Genomic DNA, 17,358 nt, shown 5'->3' with positions numbered 1-17,358 from the left:
CAAGGCTGTAAGAGGACGTGACCGAGGACCTCAGCGGATACCCTGCAAAACCGCCGCGACAGTCGCGACATTGGCCGCCAGGTGCGCCGGCGTGATGGTGCCGACGATGGCGCTGCTGACGCCTGGATGAGCGAAGATCAGCTCGAAGCTGGCACGCACCGGATCGACACCCTCGGCCAGACAGGCATGCCCACTGGCCAGCGCCTTCTTGATCAGAATCCCCTTGGCGTGACTGGCAGCGTAGTCCAGTACGGGCTTTTCGCCCTGCTCACTCAGGTTATAGGTAACCATGGCACAGTCGCCCTGCTCCAGCGCCAGGAGTCCGCCCTCGACGGTCTTGCCGGAAATACCGTAGGCGAGAATCTTGCCCTCCTGCTTGAGCTGCGCCAGTGTCTCGTAGACTCCCGTTTCCCCCAGCACCGCCAGATCGTTGCCGTCGGAATGCACCAGCAGCAGGTCGATACGATCGGTCTCCAGGCGCTTGAGGCTGCGCTCGACCGAAAGACGCGTATGCGCGGGAGAGAAGTCGAAGTGCGACTGCCCCTGCACGAACTCCTCGCCGGTCTTGCTGACGATCACCCATTGATCACGCTGGCCCCGCAACAACGGACCGAGGCGCTGCTCGCTGACGCCGTAGGCCGGCGCGGTGTCGATCAAGTTGATACCCAGTTCGCGCGCCTGCTGCAGCAAGGCCAGGGCCTGCGCATCATCGGGAATGGTGAAACCGTTGGGGTACTTCACGCCCTGGTCACGGCCGAGCTTGACCGTGCCCAGACCCAGCGGCGAAACACTCAAGCCGGTGGAGCCCAGCGGGCGATGCAGATCATGCAGAGTGTTCATGGCAACAGCGCCTCCCAGACCGGCTGCCCCAGCGCCGGGCGCGGCAGCTCAGGCAGCGCGGCATGCCCGGCCGGCTGCACGTTGTCGCGTTTCAGCGTGGCCAGTACGCGGTCGGCGAAGTCCGGCGCCAGCGCCAGCTTGGTCGGCCAACCCACCAGCAGGCGCCGCTGCTCGGCGAGGAAGGCGTTGTCCGGGCGCACCAGCCCCGACTGTGCAGGCTCGGCGCGGTCGACGCGCAGTGTCGCCCAGCGCGTCTGGCTCTGATCGACCCAGGGCAGCAGCGAGGCCATTTCCTTTTGCGCAGCCTGAATTTGCGCGGCCTCATCGCGGCCGACGCCATCCGCCTCAGCCAGATCGCCGCCGAGGTACCAGACCCACTGGCCATCGGCGGCCGGATGAGTGGTAACGGTGACTCGCGGTTTAGATCCGCCGCCAAGGCAATGCGCATACAGCGGTTTCAGTGCCGGCCCCTTGGCCAGCACCATATGCAGCGGGCGCAGCTGCTGCGCGGGCTGCTCGACGCCCAGGGCAGCGAGCAGTTCGGCATTGCCGGCCCCGGCACTGAGCACCACGCGCTGCGCACGAATCTCGCGGCCGTCGACGATCAGCCCGCACAGCTCGCCATTGTCCTGCAGCGCTTCGATACGTTCAGCGGCGAGCAGACCATCGCCAGCCAGTTCGACCAGGCGCGCGATCAGGCTCGGCACATCGAGCACCAGTTCGGCGAGTCGGTAGACCTTGCCCTTGAACTTCGGATGCTGCAGCGCCGGCGGCAACTGCTCACCCTTGACCTGATCGACCCGGCCGCGCACCGCCTTGCTGGCGAAGAAGCTGGTGAGGTTGCCGGCCAGGGTGCCCGGTGACCACAGGTAGTGGGCATCGGACAGGATGCGCACGCCGGAAAGATCCAGCTCGCCGTTACCGGCCAGCGCTTCGCGCCAGCGCCGCGGCATATCGGCGATGGCTTCGGAGGCGCCGGTGAGCGCGCCATGCAAGGCATATTTGGCGCCACCATGGATGATGCCCTGCGACTTCAGGCTCTGCCCGCCACCCAGGCTGCCGCGCTCCACCAAGACGGTAGCGAAGCCCTGCTGACGCAGGCGCGCATTGAGCCAAAGGCCGGCGATACCGCCGCCGACGATCAGAACATCGGTGCTGAGAGACTGGGACATGAACGGGCCTCGGCGAAAAACAGGCGCGCAGTATAACGGCTTCAGGCAAGCCCCGCCGGGTGCACCTGGTGCACCGAGCGGCTTCAGGCAGGCGCGGACATCAGTGCCCGGTGGAGTTGGAGAACAGCTGGATCACCACCACCCCACTGACGATCAGGCCCATACCGAGCACAGCCGGTAGATCGAGTTTCTGCTGGTAGATGACCAGCGCGGCGAGGCTGACCAGGACGATGCCCAGCCCCGCCCAAATAGCGTAGGCGATGCCCACCGGAATGGTCCGCACCACCAAAATCAGCATCCAGAAGGCGATCGCGTAGCCGCCGACCACCAGCAACAGCGGCAATGGCTTGCTGAAACCGTCGATAGCCTTCATCGAGGTGGTGGCGACCACTTCGGCCGCGATGGCAATGGCGAGATAGAGATATCCGGGCATGATGGCGACTCCTGAAAGAGGGTCTCGATTCTAAGTTCTTCCATGATGGGATAAAGTCATTACCTATCTGTTTTGAATATAGGCCGGCCATGAACTGGAATCTCGATCAGCTACAACTGTTCGTCCGCACCGCCGAGAGCCGATCCTTTTCCGCCGCCGCCAGGCAAATCGGCCGCGCGCAATCGGCCGTCAGCACCGCCATCGCCCTGCTCGAAAGCGATCTCGGCGTTACCCTCTTCGAACGCAGCAGCGGGCGCCAGCCGCGCCTGACCGAGGCAGGCGCCGCGCTGCTGGAACAGGCCCGCAGCGTCTTGCAGCAGTGTGAGCGACTGGACGGCCGCGCGCTTGGCCTGGCACGTGGCGAAGAGGCGTGCCTGCGCCTGGCACAGGACGAGGCCATGCCCTACCAGCCGGTACTGGCCAGCCTGGAGGCACTGGCCGAGGCCTTTCCCCTGCTCGAAGTCCAGCTCTCCAGCGGCGCACAGGGCGACGTGGCGCGCAAGCTGCTGCAGCGCCAGGCGGACCTCGGCCTACTGTTTCATCACGAGCTGATGCCCCGCGAGCTGGAAAGCCAACGCCTGGGCACCATCGAGATGGTCACGGTGTGCAGCCCGCAACACCCACTGGCGGGCCTCGACAGTGTGGAGCGCCGCGACCTGGCCGAACACCGCCAACTGCTGATGACGCCGCAGGACAGCCACTACCCCGGCGGTGAACAGATCAGTCCGCTGGTGTGGCGCGCCGACAGTTTCTACGCGATGGCCGAGCTGGTGGTTCGCGGTCTTGGCTGGGCCTGGCTGCCACGTCACGTGGCGCAGTATCCGACCTACCAGGGCCACCTTCAGGAACTGCGCAGCGATTGGGCGCCGTTGCCGCTGGTGGTGGAACTGGTCCGCCGCCGCGACGGCGCGCTCGGCCCCGCCGCCAACTGGCTGGCGGACTGCCTGGCACGCGAGCTGTTGCGGCCACCGGCATGATCGCCCTTCCAGCACCCGGCCGGCAGCGATAAGCTGCGCCCCCATGAACAGACACCTCTACACCCTCCTGCTGCACCTGGCCCTGCCCCTGATCGCCCTGCGCCTGGCGCTGCGCGCCCGCAAGGCGCCGGCTTATGCGCGCCGTATCAAGGAGCGCTTCTCCTTCGCCCTGCCGCCGATGAAACCTGGCGGCATCTGGGTGCATGCCGTGTCGGTGGGTGAAAGCATCGCCGCCGCGCCTATGATCCGCGCCCTGCAGGCGCGCCATCCCGACCTGCCGATCACCGTCACCTGCATGACGCCGACCGGCTCCGAGCGCATCCAGGCCCTGTTCGGCGACAGCGTGCAGCACTGCTACCTGCCTTACGACCTGCCCTGGGCCGCGGCACGCTTTCTCGATCGCGCAAGACCGCGCCTGGCCGTGGTGATGGAAACCGAGCTGTGGCCGAACCATATCCACCAGTGCACCAAACGCGGCATCCCGGTAGCCCTGGCCAATGCACGCCTCTCCGAACGCTCGGCACGCGGCTACGCGCGTTTCACCAAGCTCACCGCACCGATGCTCGCCGAACTGTCGCTGATTGCGGTACAGACCCAGGCCGAGGCACGGCGCTTTCTCGACCTCGGTGCTCGCCCGGGCTGCGTGGAAGTCACCGGCTCGATCAAGTTCGACCTGAAGATCGATGACGAGCTGCTGCAACGCGCCGCCGAGCTACGCCGTCAGTGGCAGGCCGAACAACGCCCGGTGTGGATCGCCGCCAGCACTCACGCTGGCGAAGACGAGATCGTCCTCGCCGCCCATCGCCAGTTGCTGGCAACACGATCTGACGCGCTGCTGATCCTGGTGCCGCGCCACCCTGAACGCTTCAACTCGGTCCATGAGCTGTGCCTCGCTCAGGGCCTGACGACGCGTCGCCGCTCCACGGCTGAAACGGTGCAAGCCAGCGACCAGGTGCTGCTGGGCGACACCATGGGCGAGCTGCTGTTTCTCTATGCGCTGGCGGATATCGCCTTCGTCGGCGGCAGCCTGGTGGCCAACGGCGGGCACAACCTCCTCGAACCCGCAGCCCTGGGCAAGCCGGTACTGAGCGGGCCGCACCTGTTCAACTTCCTCGAGATCGCCGCACAGCTGCGCGAAGCCGGCGCCCTGAGCGAAGTGGCGGACGCCGTACAGTTGGCGGACAGGGTTGCCACATTGCTCAACGAGCCGAGCGAGATGCGAAGCATGAGTCAGGCCGGCCTGAGCGTGCTCAAGGCCAACCAGGGCGCGCTGGAGCGGCTGCTGACAGGGCTGCAGCGGCTTCTGTAGCCCGGATGCAATCCGGGGGATATTGCAGCATGGCGCTTGTCCCGGATTGCATCCGGGCTACGACGGCTCGATCACCCTGCATCTCGGAGTTGCCGCACCTGAAAGCAAAAGCCCGACTGACGTCGGGCTTTTGCGTATCGGGCTCTCAATAGTCCTGATTGTTCTTCAGACGCTCTTCGGCGGCGGAAGCCAGATCCGGTGGCAGGAAGTCCTTGTCCGGGTTGTAGTCCGGCTTGAGGAAGCTGCCCAGCGCATCCAGATCGGCCGGGCTGAGCGTGCCGGCAGCCTGCTTCAGGCGCAGGTTGTTGAGGATGTAGTCGTAGCGCGCATCGTTGTAATTGCGCACGGCGCTGTACAGCTGACGCTGCGCATCGAGCACGTCGACGATGTTGCGGGTGCCGACCTGGTAGCCGATTTCCGTGGCTTCCAGGGCGCTCTGGTTGGAGATGATCGACTGCTTGCGCGCCTGCACGGTTTCCACATCGGTGTTCACCGCGCGGAACAGGTTGCGGGTGTTCTGCACCACTTGGCGGCGCAGGCTCTCGCGCAGTTGCTCGGTCTGGCCGAGACGCTGATAAGCCTCGCGCACCTGCGAGCTGGTCAGGCCGCCGCTGTACAGCGGGATGTTCAATTGCAGGCCGATGGTGCGCTGCGAAACGTCGCCACTGTAGCGCGGAGCGCCGAACGCACCGGAGTTGGTGAAGCCCAGGCTGTCGTTGTCGCCCTTCTGGTAGCTGGCCACCGCATCGAGGGTCGGCGCATGACCGGCCTTGCGCTGACGCAGGTTTTCTTCGGCAGCGTTTACCGCGTACAGGCTGGCTTGCAGGTTGAGATTCTGTGTGGCGGCAGTGTCGACCCAGGACTTGGCGTCATTGGGCGTCGGTGCCAGCACCGGCAAGGTGTGAACGATCCCCTCGACCGCCAGGTGATCACGATTGGTCAAGGCCACCAGGGCTTCGAAGGCATCATCCACCGCGCGCTTGGCCAGCAGGCGGTTGGCCCGGGCCGTATCGAAACCGGCCTGGGCTTCGAGCACATCGGTCTTGTCGGACAGCCCCACATCGAAACGCTCGTTGGCCTGATCCAGCTGGCGCTTGAATGCCGCTTCTTCGGCCTTGGTCGAGGCCAGGTTGTCCTGGGCGCGCAGCACGGCGAAGTAGGTTTCGGCGCTCTGCAGGATCAGGTTCTGCTCGGTGGCGGACAGCTCCAGCGCGGCCTGCTCGCTGGTGGCCTCGGCCGCCTGCAACTGGAACCAGCGATCGGCGCGGAACAGCGGCTGGCTGAGATTGGCCTGATACACCAGGCCGCTGCGCGAGAGGGCGGCGCTGGGAGAATCGACTTCAGTGCGCGTGTCGCCGTAGTTGGCGCCAGCCGACAGGTTGGGCAGCAAGCCGGCACGCGCCTGCGGTACCACTTCGCGGCGAGCCTGATAGTCGGCGCGCGCGGCGGCGATGTCGGCATTGTTCTGCGCCGCTTCCTGATACACGGTGACCAGGTCGGTCTTGCTCGACAGCGGGGCCTCTTCGGCCTGAACCAGGCCCACCGAAGCGGCGGCCACGGCGATTGCCAGGGAAAGTCTGCGCAACATGATGGATATCGATCCTTGAATAGGCGGTAATCAGCAAGGCTACGGCTCGCCGCAGGCGAGGGTCAAGCGTGCCATGGACCGCATCAGTCTAGCTGGCGGCAAGCTATGTTGCTCGTCGGGAACAATCGGCCATCAGCAGTGCCCGCAGTCGTTTTCCGACGCGCGGGTCGGAATTTATTGACCGCCGAGTTGGTTTTCTGCCACCAGCTTGTTTAGACTGGCCGAGTTCTTGTCGGGGTGCCCCAAATGCGGGGCTGAGATTGGCAGCTGCCGGATCCCGTTGAACCTGATCAGGTTAAGGCCTGCGTAGGGAACAAGATGTCCTCGCCAGTAGACCGGCGAGTCCTCTCGGCACCGCCCCAAGGTGTATCTCGCGCCCCCTCTCCCCTCAGGTTCCAACTCCGACACCTATCCCCGGAGAGAGCCTTGATGAGCGCACAACAAGAAAAGAATTTGAGTCCGATTCTGAGCGAGAGCGCCCAGGTCGACCAACAGTCGGTACAACCCTTCCCCCGTTCGCAGAAAGTCTACGTACAAGGCTCACGCCCGGACATTCGCGTACCGATGCGCGAGATCAGCCTGGACGTCACACCGACCGATTTCGGCGGTGAGATCAATGTTCCGGTCACCGTCTACGACACCTCCGGCCCCTACACCGACCCGAACGTCAGCATCGACGTGCGCCAGGGCCTAGCCGACGTGCGCAGCGCCTGGATTGAGGATCGTGGCGATACCGAAAAGCTGCCGGGCCTGTCCTCGGAATTCGGCCAGCGCCGCCTCAACGATGCCGAGCTGACCAAAATGCGCTTCGCCCACGTGCGCAACCCGCGCCGGGCCAAGGCCGGGCACAACGTCAGCCAGATGCACTACGCCAAGAAGGGCATCATCACGCCCGAGATGGAGTACGTCGCCATCCGCGAGAACATGAAGCTGGCCGAGGCGCGCGAAGCCGGTCTGCTGGGCGAGCAGCATGCCGGGCACAGTTTCGGCGCCAACATCCCGAAAGAGATCACCCCCGAGTTCGTACGTAGCGAGGTCGCCCGTGGCCGCGCCATCATCCCGGCCAACATCAACCACGTTGAGCTGGAGCCGATGATCATCGGCCGCAACTTCCTGGTGAAGATCAACGGCAATATCGGCAACAGCGCCTTGGGCTCCTCGATCGAAGAAGAAGTGGCCAAGCTGACCTGGGGTATTCGCTGGGGCTCGGACACGGTGATGGACCTGTCCACCGGCAAGCACATCCACGAAACCCGCGAGTGGATCATCCGCAACTCGCCGGTACCGATTGGCACCGTGCCGATCTACCAGGCCCTGGAAAAGGTCGGCGGCATTGCCGAAGACCTGACCTGGGAGCTGTTCCGCGACACCCTGATCGAACAGGCAGAACAAGGCGTGGACTACTTCACCATCCACGCCGGCGTGCTGCTGCGCTACGTGCCGCTGACCGCCAAGCGCGTCACCGGCATCGTCAGCCGTGGCGGCTCGATCATGGCCAAGTGGTGCCTGGCGCATCACAAGGAGAACTTCCTCTACACCCACTTCGACGACATCTGCGAAATCATGAAGGCCTACGACGTGTCCTTCTCCTTGGGTGACGGCCTGCGCCCCGGCTCCATCGCCGATGCCAACGACGCCGCGCAATTCGGTGAACTGGAAACCCTTGGCGAGCTGACCAAGATCGCCTGGAAGCACGACGTGCAGTGCATGATCGAAGGCCCCGGCCACGTGCCAATGCAGCTGATCAAGGAGAACATGGACAAGCAGCTGGAATGCTGCGACGAGGCGCCGTTCTACACCCTCGGCCCGCTGACCACCGACATCGCTCCGGGCTACGATCACATCACCAGCGGCATTGGCGCGGCGATGATCGGCTGGTTCGGCTGCGCCATGCTCTGCTACGTCACGCCCAAGGAGCACCTGGGCCTGCCGAACAAGGATGACGTGAAGACCGGCATCATCACCTACAAGATCGCCGCGCATGCTGCGGATCTCGCAAAAGGTCATCCGGGTGCGCAGATCCGCGACAACGCACTCTCCAAGGCGCGCTTCGAGTTCCGCTGGGAAGATCAGTTCAACCTCGGCCTGGACCCGGACACCGCACGCGCCTACCACGACGAGACGCTGCCCAAGGATTCGGCCAAGGTGGCGCACTTCTGCTCCATGTGCGGGCCGAAGTTCTGCTCGATGAAGATCACCCAGGAAGTGCGCGAATACGCCAAGGACCAGCGCATCGACGCCGTCGACCTGGATGCCGAGCAGGGTATGCAGGCCAAGGCCGAGGAGTTCAAAGCGCAAGGTAGCCAGCTTTACCAACGCGTGTAACAGACCGTCATGGAAGCTTGATCTGGCAGCGCTATGCTCGCTAGTGTGACGGGTAACGGGCCGCATCAGACCGTGTGAAAACGTAGCGAGCGAAGGTCAGGCAAGGCAAAAAACGGCGAAAAGGCGCAGTTTACGAGCTGTAAATGAGTACTTTGAGCCGTTTTTTAACGCAGCATGAGCGAGCGCAGTAGTTTTCACACAGTCTGAGCTTGGCCCGTTACGACCATCTGGAGTGACCATGGACAAGAACGACATCGACATCATCGAGCGCGAGAACTGCTTTCGCGGCTTCTACAAGCTCGACCGGATCAAGCTGCGCCATCGCCAGTTCGCCGGCAACATGGGCCCGCAACTGACCCGCGAGCTGTTCGTGCGTCACGATGCCGTATGCGTGCTGCCGTACGATCCGCAGCGCGACGAAGTGGTGCTGATCGAGCAGTTTCGTGTCGGCGCCATGGACAAGAGCAGCAACCCCTGGCTGCTGGAACTGGTTGCCGGTTTGATCGACAAGGACGAGGAACCCGAGGAGGTCGCGCGGCGCGAGGCCATCGAGGAAGCTGATCTGTCCCTGACGTCACTGTGGCCAATCACTCAGTACTACCCTTCACCAGGCGGTTCGGACGAGCGCGTGCATCTGTTCGTCGGGCGCTGCAGCAGTGAAGGCGCCGGCGGTGTGCACGGCCTGCCCGAGGAGGGCGAGGACATCCGTGTTCAGGTGATGGCGCTGGAAGATGCGCTGTCCGCCGTGCGCGACGGACGCATCGACAACGCTGCCAGCATCATCGCCCTGCAATGGCTGGCGCTGAACCGCGACGAAGTGCGAGGAATGTGGTCGTGAATCTGCTGCGTGAGCGCTATCGGGTCGACCTGGTCGAGCTGCAAGCAGCTTGCGAGGCCAACTACGCACGCCTGATGCGCTTGCTGCCAGAGATGCGCGAGCATACGCAAAGCCGTCGCGTAGCCCTGAGCCAGGGCGAGCACCTGCTCGGCATTCTGGCGCTGGAAGTGCTGGAAAGCTGCCCCTATACCACCACCCTGTGCGTGCGCCAGGAACACAGCCTGCCCTGGCTGCCGGTGCCGCAACTACAGGTACGGGTGTATCACGATGCGCGCATGGCCGAGGTGGTCAGCGCGGAAAACGCGCGACGCCTGCACATCCGCTACCCATACCCCAATGCGGCGATGCACCAGCCGGATGAAAAGAGCCAGCTCAACCTGTTTCTCGGTGAGTGGCTGAGTCATTGCCTGGCCTGCGGCCATGAATCACAGCCAGTGATGTAGGACCCGCCACCTCGCGATCAAGCTTTCCCCCGGCCGGCCGATAGTGCGAGGTCGTGCCAATTTCTGTGATCTACGTCTGCTTCCCAGGTTTTCCCTTTGTGGCAGCAACCACCATAATCCACTCGATAATGCCTTAGGAGATGGTCTTGCCGAGCCTGCCCACCCCACCCACTGATTCCTCGGCTCTGCTGGTGCAGTTGTCCGACAGTCATCTGTTCGCCGAAGCGGACGGCAAGCTGCTGGGCATGGATACCTGCGACAGCCTGCAGCGAGTGATCGAGCGGGTGCAGCAGGAGCAGCCGCAGATCGACCTGATCCTGGCCACGGGCGACCTGTCCCAGGACGGCAGCGTCGCGTCGTATCAGCGTTTTCGCCAACTCACCTCGGCCATCGATGCACCGGCGCGCTGGCTGGCCGGCAACCACGATGAAACCCCGCCGATGCAGGCCGCCAGCAAAGACAGTGACCTGCTGGAGCCGGTGATCGACCTCGGGGCCTGGCGCATCATCCTGCTCGACTCCTCGATCCCGGGCGCCGTCCCCGGCTTTCTCGCCGCCAGCCAGCTGGAGTTGCTCGAGCGTGCGCTGAGCGAGGCGCCGCAACGCCATCACCTGATCTGCCTGCACCACCATCCGGTGTCAATCGGCTGCAAATGGATGGAACCCATCGGTTTGCGCAACGCCGATGCCCTGTTCGCCATCCTCGACCGATACCCGCAGGCGCGCGCCGTGCTCTGGGGACATATCCATCAGGAGTTCGACCAGATGCGCGGCAATCTGCGTCTGCTCGCCTCGCCCTCGACCTGCGTACAGTTCGCACCGGGCAGCGAGGATTTCCAGGTCGGCAGCGAAGCGCCTGGCTACCGCTGGCTACGCCTGCATGCCGACGGCAGCCTGGACACCGGGGTATCACGCGTCACCGGCATCCATTTCGAAGTGGATTACAGCGTCAAGGGTTACTGACATACCCCTAATCAGCTTGAAGCTTGCAGCTTGAGGCCCCGGACGAGTAGCCTCCCGCTCCATGACCGCATCCATCCTCTATATCCACGGCCTGAACAGCTCGCCAGCCTCGCACAAGGCAAGCCAGCTGAGCCGCGCCATGGCTCATTTGGGCCTGGAAAACCAGTTGCGCGTACCAGCCCTGCACCATCATCCGCGCCAGGCCATGGCGCAGTTGCAGGCGCTGATCGGCGAACTGGGCGCGCCACTGCTGGTGGGCAGCTCCCTGGGTGGCTATTACGCCACCTATCTGGCGGAGCAACACGGGCTCAAGGCGCTGCTGGTCAATCCGGCGGTACGGCCGCACCTGCGCTTCGACGGCTACCTGGGCCCGCAGAAAAACCACTACAGCGACGAGACCTGGGACCTGACCGCCGATCATGTCAGTGCCTTGGCCGAGTTCGAGGTCGCGCCGCCAGACGATCCGACGCGCTATCAGATCTGGCTGCAGAGCGGCGACGAAACCCTCGATTACCGCGACGCCGAGCGTTACTACCGCGCCTGCGCCCTGCGCATCCAGGCCGGTGGCGACCACGGCTTCCAGGGCTTTGCCGAACGCCTGCCAACGCTCTTCGCTTTCGCCGGCATTAACGCCACACTTTGGCGCGATACCGACTTTTCCGCATTCAATTGATGAACAAGAGACCCTATGGCCCAGCAGAACGCCTATAACGCAGACGCCATCGAAGTCCTTTCCGGCCTCGACCCGGTGCGCAAGCGCCCGGGCATGTACACCGATACCACGCGCCCCAACCACCTGGCCCAGGAAGTGATCGACAACAGCGTCGACGAAGCCCTGGCCGGACACGCCAAGACCATCCAGGTGATCCTCCATGAGGACAACTCACTGGAAGTGCTCGACGACGGCCGCGGCATGCCGGTGGACATCCACCCGGAAGAAGGCGTGCCGGGCGTGGAGCTGATCCTCACCAAGCTGCATGCCGGCGGCAAGTTCAGCAACAAGAACTACCAGTTCTCCGGCGGCCTGCACGGCGTCGGCATCAGCGTGGTCAACGCCCTGTCGACCCGCGTGGTGGTCACCGTCAAGCGCGATGGCAACGAGTACCAGATGAGTTTCGCCGACGGCTTCAAGGCCAGCGAGCTGGCAGTCATCGGCACGGTGGGCAAGCGCAACACCGGCACCAGCGTGCATTTCTGGCCGGACGCCAAGTACTTCGACTCCTTCAAGTTCTCCGTCAGCCGCCTCAAGCATGTGCTCAAGGCCAAGGCCGTGCTGTGCCCGGGCCTGTCCGTGACGTTCGAGGACAAGGCCGCCGGCGAGAAGGTCGAGTGGCATTACGAGGACGGTCTGCGTTCCTATCTGGTCGATGCCGTCAGCGAGTTCGAGCGCCTGCCCGCCGAGCCCTTCTGCGGCACCCTGGCCGGCAACAAGGAGGCGGTGGACTGGGCCCTGCTGTGGCTGCCCGAAGGCGGCGACGCAGTGCAGGAAAGCTACGTCAACCTGATCCCCACCGCGCAGGGCGGCACTCACGTCAACGGCCTGCGCCAGGGCCTGCTCGATGCCATGCGCGAGTTCTGCGAGTTCCGCAACCTGCTGCCGCGTGGCGTCAAACTGGCGCCGGAAGACGTCTGGGAGCGTATCGCCTTCGTCCTCTCGATGAAGATGCAGGACGCCCAGTTCTCCGGCCAGACCAAGGAACGCCTGTCCTCGCGCGAGGCCGCCGCGTTCGTCTCCGGTGTGGTCAAGGACGCCTTCAGCCTGTGGCTCAACGCCAACCCGGAAACCGGCCTGGCCCTGGCCGAACTAGCCATCAGCAATGCCGGGCGGCGTCTCAAGGCGGGTAAGAAGGTCGAGCGCAAGAAGATCACCCAGGGACCGGCACTGCCCGGCAAACTGGCCGACTGCGCGGGGCAGAACCCGCTGCGCTGCGAACTGTTCCTGGTCGAGGGTGACTCCGCCGGCGGCAGCGCCAAGCAGGCGCGCGACAAGGAATTCCAGGCCATCATGCCGCTGCGCGGCAAGATTCTGAACACCTGGGAAGTCGATGGCAGCGAAGTGCTGGCCTCGCAGGAAGTGCACGATATCGCCGTGGCCATCGGCATCGATCCAGGCTCCAACGACCTCAGCCAACTGCGCTACGGCAAGATCTGCATCCTCGCCGACGCCGACTCCGACGGTCTGCACATCGCCACCCTGCTCTGCGCCCTGTTCGTGCGCCACTTCCGCCCGCTGGTCGATGCCGGCCATGTCTACGTGGCCATGCCGCCGCTGTACCGCATCGACCTGGGCAAGGAGATTTTCTACGCCCTGGACGACGCCGAGCGCGATGGCATTCTCGACCGCCTGGTCGCCGAGAAACGCCGCGGCAAGCCGCAGGTCACTCGCTTCAAGGGCCTCGGCGAGATGAACCCGCCGCAACTGCGCGAAACCACCATGGACCCGAACACCCGGCGCCTGGTGCAGCTGACCCTGGATGATTTCGAAGGCACGCGCGAAGTGATGGACATGCTGCTGGCGAAGAAGCGCGCCAGTGATCGCAAGAGCTGGCTGGAAAGCAAAGGCAACCTGGCCGAGGTACTGGCCTGATGCGCAGTCACCTCCTGGCACTCGGTCTGCTGGCCGGCGTCGCCAACGCCGAGCCGGTGGCGCTGGAAGAGCTGCAACTGCAGGCTGAATACCCGGTGGCGGACATGCCCAGCGGCAACCTTTCCGGCCTGGCCCTGTGCGGCGAGACGCTGTGGGCGGTCTCCGACCGTGACGACGAGCGCATCTATCAACTGCACCGTGAAGAAGGCCTGCTGCGCGCCGAGGCGGAAACCTTCGTCGCCCCGGAGCCGCCCGAGAGCGCCCTGCCCTGGGGCCTGCGCATGCGTAACTGGGCCGCCGGGCTGGTGCGTGGCGGCACGCTGGATTTCGAGGGGATGTCCTGCGACGCGCAAGGCAATCGCTACCTGGTCAGCGAAACCCGCGCTGCCGTGTTGCAGATCAGCAGCAACGGCAGCACGCAGTGGCTCAACCTGCCGAGCGGCCTGGTACGCCAGGCGCGTGCCAGCGGCATGCTGCTGCACTTCAACCAGGGTTTCGAAGGCATCGCCATCGACCCCGCAGGCGAACGCCTGTGGCTGGCGGCAGAGCAGCGCCGCCGTGGCCTGACCGTGCTACATCAGCGCGGTAACAGCTGGCGCTGCACCGGCGGCTGCGTGCTGAACAGCGAAAGCGGCGAAGAAGCCTCGCCAGAAGCACTCGGCGGCCACGCGGCACCACGTGACTTCTCCGGTCTGGCCTATTTCGGCGAAAAGCTCTTCACCCTGGAGCGCCAGGCTCATCGCATCTGCCGCCGCACCCTGAGCGACGGCGTCGCGGACATCTGCTGGTCGTTCGCCGCCGAGGCCTTGACCGAGCCGCGTCGCTACACGCCGGACTACGGCATGGCCGAGGCGTTATGGATCGACAAGGACGGCGCCTGGATCGGCATCGACAACGGCAGCCAGGCCCGCGCCGACGGTGAGGAGCGCCCCATCGTCTGGCGTCTCAACGCGCCCAAGGGCGGCTGGAGCCGGCGCCCGTGAGCGAGCAGACGCCCGGTCGTCGCGCCGGACGGGTGATGTGGGTGCTCGCCTGGGGCGCGGGCCTGCTGCTGGCCACGCATTTCTTCGGCAATTGGGAAGATCGCCAGCACAACCCCAACCAGACGCCGCAGTCGGTGCATGGCAATGGCTTCGTCGAAGTCAGCCTGGCCAGCAGTCGGCAGGGGCATTACGTGGTCAATGGTCAGATCGATGGGCATGAAGTGACCTTCCTGCTCGACACCGGTGCCACCCAGGTGGCGATCCCCAGCGCAGTTGCCGAGCAACTGGGCCTGCAACGCGGAGCACCGATCATCATCAGCACCGCCAACGGCCGCGCCACCGGGCACCGCACGCGCCTGGACAGCCTGCGCCTGGGCGATATCGAGCTGCGCGACGTCGCCGCCTTGATCGCACCCGGCATGGACGGCGACGAAGTGCTGCTGGGCATGAGCGCCCTGAAGCAACTCGAATTCAGTCAAAAGGGCGGCACCCTGGTGCTGCGCCAATCAACCTTGCAATGAGGCCCGCATGAGCGAATCCCTCGATTTGAGCCTGGAAGGCGTTGAACGCCGGTCACTCGCCGACTTCACCGAGCAGGCTTATCTCAACTACTCCATGTACGTGATCATGGACCGCGCCCTGCCGCATATCGGCGACGGCCTCAAGCCCGTGCAGCGCCGCATCATCTACGCCATGAGCGAGCTGGGTCTGGACGCCGACTCCAAGCACAAGAAATCGGCGCGTACCGTCGGTGACGTGCTCGGCAAGTTCCACCCGCATGGCGACAGCGCCTGCTACGAGGCCATGGTGCTGATGGCGCAGCCGTTCAGCTATCGCTATACGCTGGTCGATGGCCAGGGCAACTGGGGTGCGCCGGACGATCCCAAATCCTTCGCCGCCATGCGCTACACCGAGGCGCGTCTGTCGCGTTACTCGGAAGTGCTGCTCACCGAGCTCGGCCAGGGCACGGTCGACTGGGTGCCGAACTTCGACGGCACGATGAACGAGCCGGCGACCCTGCCGGCGCGCCTGCCCAACCTGCTGCTCAATGGCACCACCGGCATCGCCGTGGGCATGGCCACCGACGTGCCGCCGCATAACCTGCGCGAAGTCGCGAGCGCCTGCGTACGCCTGCTCGATGAGCCCGGCGCCACCGTCGAGCAGCTCTGCGAACATATCCAGGGCCCGGACTTCCCGACCGAGGCCGAGGTCATCACGCCCAAGGCCGACCTGCTGAAGATCTACGAGACCGGCCGCGGCTCGGTGCGCATGCGCGCCGTCTATCGCGTCGAGGACGGCGACATTGTCGTCACCGCACTGCCGCATCAGGTCTCCGGGGCCAAGGTACTGGAGCAGATCGCCGGGCAGATGCAGGCCAAGAAGCTGCCGATGGTCGCCGACCTGCGCGACGAGTCCGACCACGAGAACCCGACCCGCATCGTCATCATCCCGCGCTCCAACCGTGTGGATGCCGATGAGCTGATGACTCACCTGTTCGCCACCACCGATCTGGAGTCCAGCTATCGGGTCAACACCAACGTCATCGGCCTCGACGGCAAGCCGCAGGTCAAGGATCTGCGCACCCTGCTCAGTGAATGGCTGGTGTACCGCGTCGGTACCGTGCGCCGGCGTCTGCAGTTCCGCCTGGACAAAGTCGAGAAGCGCCTGCACCTGTTGGAAGGCTTGCTCATCGCCTTCCTCAACCTCGACGAAGTGATCCGCATCATCCGCAGCGAGGATTCGCCCAAGCCGGTGCTGATGGAAACCTTCGGCCTCACCGATGTGCAGGCCGACTACATCCTCGACACCCGCCTGCGCCAGCTGGCCCGCCTGGAAGAAATGAAGATCCGTGGCGAGCAGGATGACCTGGCCAAGGAGCGCGAGAAGCTGCTGGCCCTGCTCGGCAGCGAAGCCAAGCTGAAGAAGCTGGTGCGCAAGGAAATCATCGAAGACGCCGAGAAGTACGGCGATGACCGCCGCTCGCCGATCGTCGCTCGCGCCGAGGCCAAGGCCCTGTCGGAAACCGAGCTGATGCCGACCGAACCGGTCACCGTGGTGCTCTCGGAAAAAGGTTGGGTGCGCTGCGCCAAGGGCCACGACATCGACGCCACGGGTCTTTCCTACAAGGCAGGCGACGGCTTCAAGGCGGCAGCACCGGGGCGCTCGAATCAGTACGCGGTATTTATCGATTCGACTGGCCGCAGTTATTCGCTGACGGCCCACAGCCTGCCATCAGCGCGTGGCCAGGGTGAACCGCTGACCGGCCGCCTGACGCCGCCGTCAGGCGCCAGTTTCGAATGCGTGATGCTGCCGGAAGACAGCGCGCTGTATGTCATCGCTTCCGACGCCGGCTACGGCTTCGTGGTCAAGGGCGAGGACCTGCAGGCCAAGAACAAGGCAGGCAAGGCGCTGCTGACCCTGCCCAACGGCGCCAAGGTGGTCCCGCCCAAACCCGTCAGCAATCTCGACAACGACTGGCTGGCCGCGGTGACCACCGAAGGCCGCCTGCTGCTGTTCAAGGTCACCGATCTGCCGCAACTGGGTAAAGGCAAGGGCAACAAGATCATCGGCATTCCCGGCGAACGCGTGGCCTCGCGCGAGGAATACCTGACCGATCTGGCCGTGCTGCCCAGCGGCGCCAGTTTGGTTTTGCAGGCCGGGAAGCGTACCCTGACACTCAAAGCCGACGACCTGGAGCACTACAAGGGCGAGCGCGGCCGCCGTGGCAACAAGCTGCCGCGTGGCTTCCAGCGTGTCGACCAGCTTCTGGTGGAATAGCGTCGGCAACACGCCTCGTTCTTCCAGAAAACCCGCGCGACCGGCAAGCAGCCAAGGCTGGAGTCATAGCGCGGTTTGACGGATGATACGCGCCCTGGGTCATGCGCAAATGACCCCCTGAAT

At 64.7% G+C, this 17,358-nt stretch carries 15 protein-coding genes and 1 riboswitch; of the genes, 11 read left to right on the top strand and 4 right to left on the bottom strand.

Annotated elements, in window-relative coordinates:
* Nucleotides 1–30: 30 nt before the first annotated feature.
* The 3 genes from PCLY_RS01210 to PCLY_RS01200 form a co-directional block, all read right to left on the bottom strand.
* Nucleotides 31–840, bottom strand: coding sequence for an aldo/keto reductase (locus PCLY_RS01210; protein WP_061237424.1), 810 nt, complete (start codon nt 838–840; stop codon nt 31–33).
* A complete protein-coding gene (locus PCLY_RS01205; RefSeq protein ID WP_061237423.1) occupies nt 837–2,012 on the bottom strand; it encodes an NAD(P)/FAD-dependent oxidoreductase in 1,176 nt (391 codons plus the stop codon). Before PCLY_RS01205 ends, PCLY_RS01210 begins: the two co-directional genes overlap by 4 nt.
* A gap of 100 nt (nt 2,013–2,112) precedes the next feature.
* Complete coding sequence (locus PCLY_RS01200; RefSeq protein WP_061237422.1) at nt 2,113–2,445, bottom strand: DMT family transporter; 333 nt, start codon at nt 2,443–2,445, stop codon at nt 2,113–2,115.
* Nucleotides 2,446–2,534: 89 nt separating this feature from the next.
* Here PCLY_RS01200 and PCLY_RS01195 point away from each other — a divergent pair, with 89 nt between their 5' ends.
* Together PCLY_RS01195 and waaA are read left to right on the top strand one after the other, a co-directional pair.
* Nucleotides 2,535–3,422, top strand: coding sequence for a LysR family transcriptional regulator (locus PCLY_RS01195; protein ID WP_061237421.1), 888 nt, complete (start codon nt 2,535–2,537; stop codon nt 3,420–3,422).
* 43 nt (nt 3,423–3,465) lie between these two features.
* Nucleotides 3,466–4,731 carry a lipid IV(A) 3-deoxy-D-manno-octulosonic acid transferase gene (gene waaA, locus PCLY_RS01190; RefSeq protein ID WP_061237420.1) on the top strand — a complete coding sequence of 422 codons (1,266 nt, stop codon included), beginning with the start codon at nt 3,466–3,468 and terminating at the stop codon, nt 4,729–4,731.
* Nucleotides 4,732–4,876: 145 nt separating this feature from the next.
* On the opposite strand, the gene PCLY_RS01185 is transcribed toward waaA, so the two are convergent.
* A complete protein-coding gene (locus tag PCLY_RS01185) occupies nt 4,877–6,319 on the bottom strand; it encodes a TolC family outer membrane protein (RefSeq protein WP_061237419.1) in 1,443 nt (480 codons plus the stop codon).
* A gap of 223 nt (nt 6,320–6,542) precedes the next feature.
* Nucleotides 6,543–6,649, top strand: a riboswitch (TPP riboswitch).
* A 99-nt stretch (nt 6,650–6,748) separates the two neighbouring features.
* Between PCLY_RS01185 and thiC the strand changes: the two genes are divergently transcribed.
* The 9 genes from thiC (at nt 6,749) to parC (ending at nt 17,235) form a co-directional block, all read left to right on the top strand.
* On the top strand, nt 6,749–8,644 hold the full coding sequence (gene thiC / locus PCLY_RS01180) for a phosphomethylpyrimidine synthase ThiC (RefSeq protein ID WP_061237418.1): 1,896 nt from the start codon (nt 6,749–6,751) through the stop codon (nt 8,642–8,644).
* Between the two features lie 238 nt (nt 8,645–8,882).
* Entirely contained in the window at nt 8,883–9,482 is a 600-nt protein-coding gene (locus tag PCLY_RS01175) for an NUDIX domain-containing protein (protein WP_061237417.1), read from the top strand.
* Nucleotides 9,473–9,925 carry a DUF1249 domain-containing protein gene (locus PCLY_RS01170; protein WP_061237416.1) on the top strand — a complete coding sequence of 151 codons (453 nt, stop codon included), beginning with the start codon at nt 9,473–9,475 and terminating at the stop codon, nt 9,923–9,925. The genes PCLY_RS01175 and PCLY_RS01170 overlap by 10 nt, the downstream gene beginning before the upstream one ends.
* A 140-nt stretch (nt 9,926–10,065) precedes the next feature.
* Nucleotides 10,066–10,887, top strand: a complete 822-nt coding sequence (cpdA, locus tag PCLY_RS01165; RefSeq protein WP_197432116.1) for a 3',5'-cyclic-AMP phosphodiesterase — start codon at nt 10,066–10,068, stop codon at nt 10,885–10,887.
* Between the two features lie 61 nt (nt 10,888–10,948).
* On the top strand, nt 10,949–11,560 hold the full coding sequence (locus PCLY_RS01160; protein WP_061237415.1) for a YqiA/YcfP family alpha/beta fold hydrolase: 612 nt from the start codon (nt 10,949–10,951) through the stop codon (nt 11,558–11,560).
* A gap of 15 nt (nt 11,561–11,575) precedes the next feature.
* A complete protein-coding gene (gene parE / locus PCLY_RS01155) occupies nt 11,576–13,474 on the top strand; it encodes a DNA topoisomerase IV subunit B (RefSeq protein ID WP_061237414.1) in 1,899 nt (632 codons plus the stop codon).
* On the top strand, nt 13,474–14,457 hold the full coding sequence (locus tag PCLY_RS01150) for an esterase-like activity of phytase family protein (RefSeq protein WP_061237413.1): 984 nt from the start codon (nt 13,474–13,476) through the stop codon (nt 14,455–14,457). Before parE ends, PCLY_RS01150 begins: the two co-directional genes overlap by 1 nt.
* Before the next feature lie 35 nt (nt 14,458–14,492).
* Entirely contained in the window at nt 14,493–14,978 is a 486-nt protein-coding gene (locus PCLY_RS01145) for a retropepsin-like aspartic protease family protein (RefSeq protein ID WP_394326844.1), read from the top strand.
* A 7-nt stretch (nt 14,979–14,985) separates the two neighbouring features.
* On the top strand, nt 14,986–17,235 hold the full coding sequence (gene parC / locus PCLY_RS01140; RefSeq protein ID WP_061237411.1) for a DNA topoisomerase IV subunit A: 2,250 nt from the start codon (nt 14,986–14,988) through the stop codon (nt 17,233–17,235).
* The last annotated feature ends 123 nt before the right edge of the window (nt 17,236–17,358 follow it).

This window comes from Ectopseudomonas composti (genome assembly GCF_001567565.1).
Lineage (GTDB): Bacteria > Pseudomonadota > Gammaproteobacteria > Pseudomonadales > Pseudomonadaceae > Aquipseudomonas > Aquipseudomonas composti_A.
This window is presented reverse-complemented; position numbering and strand designations above follow the sequence as displayed.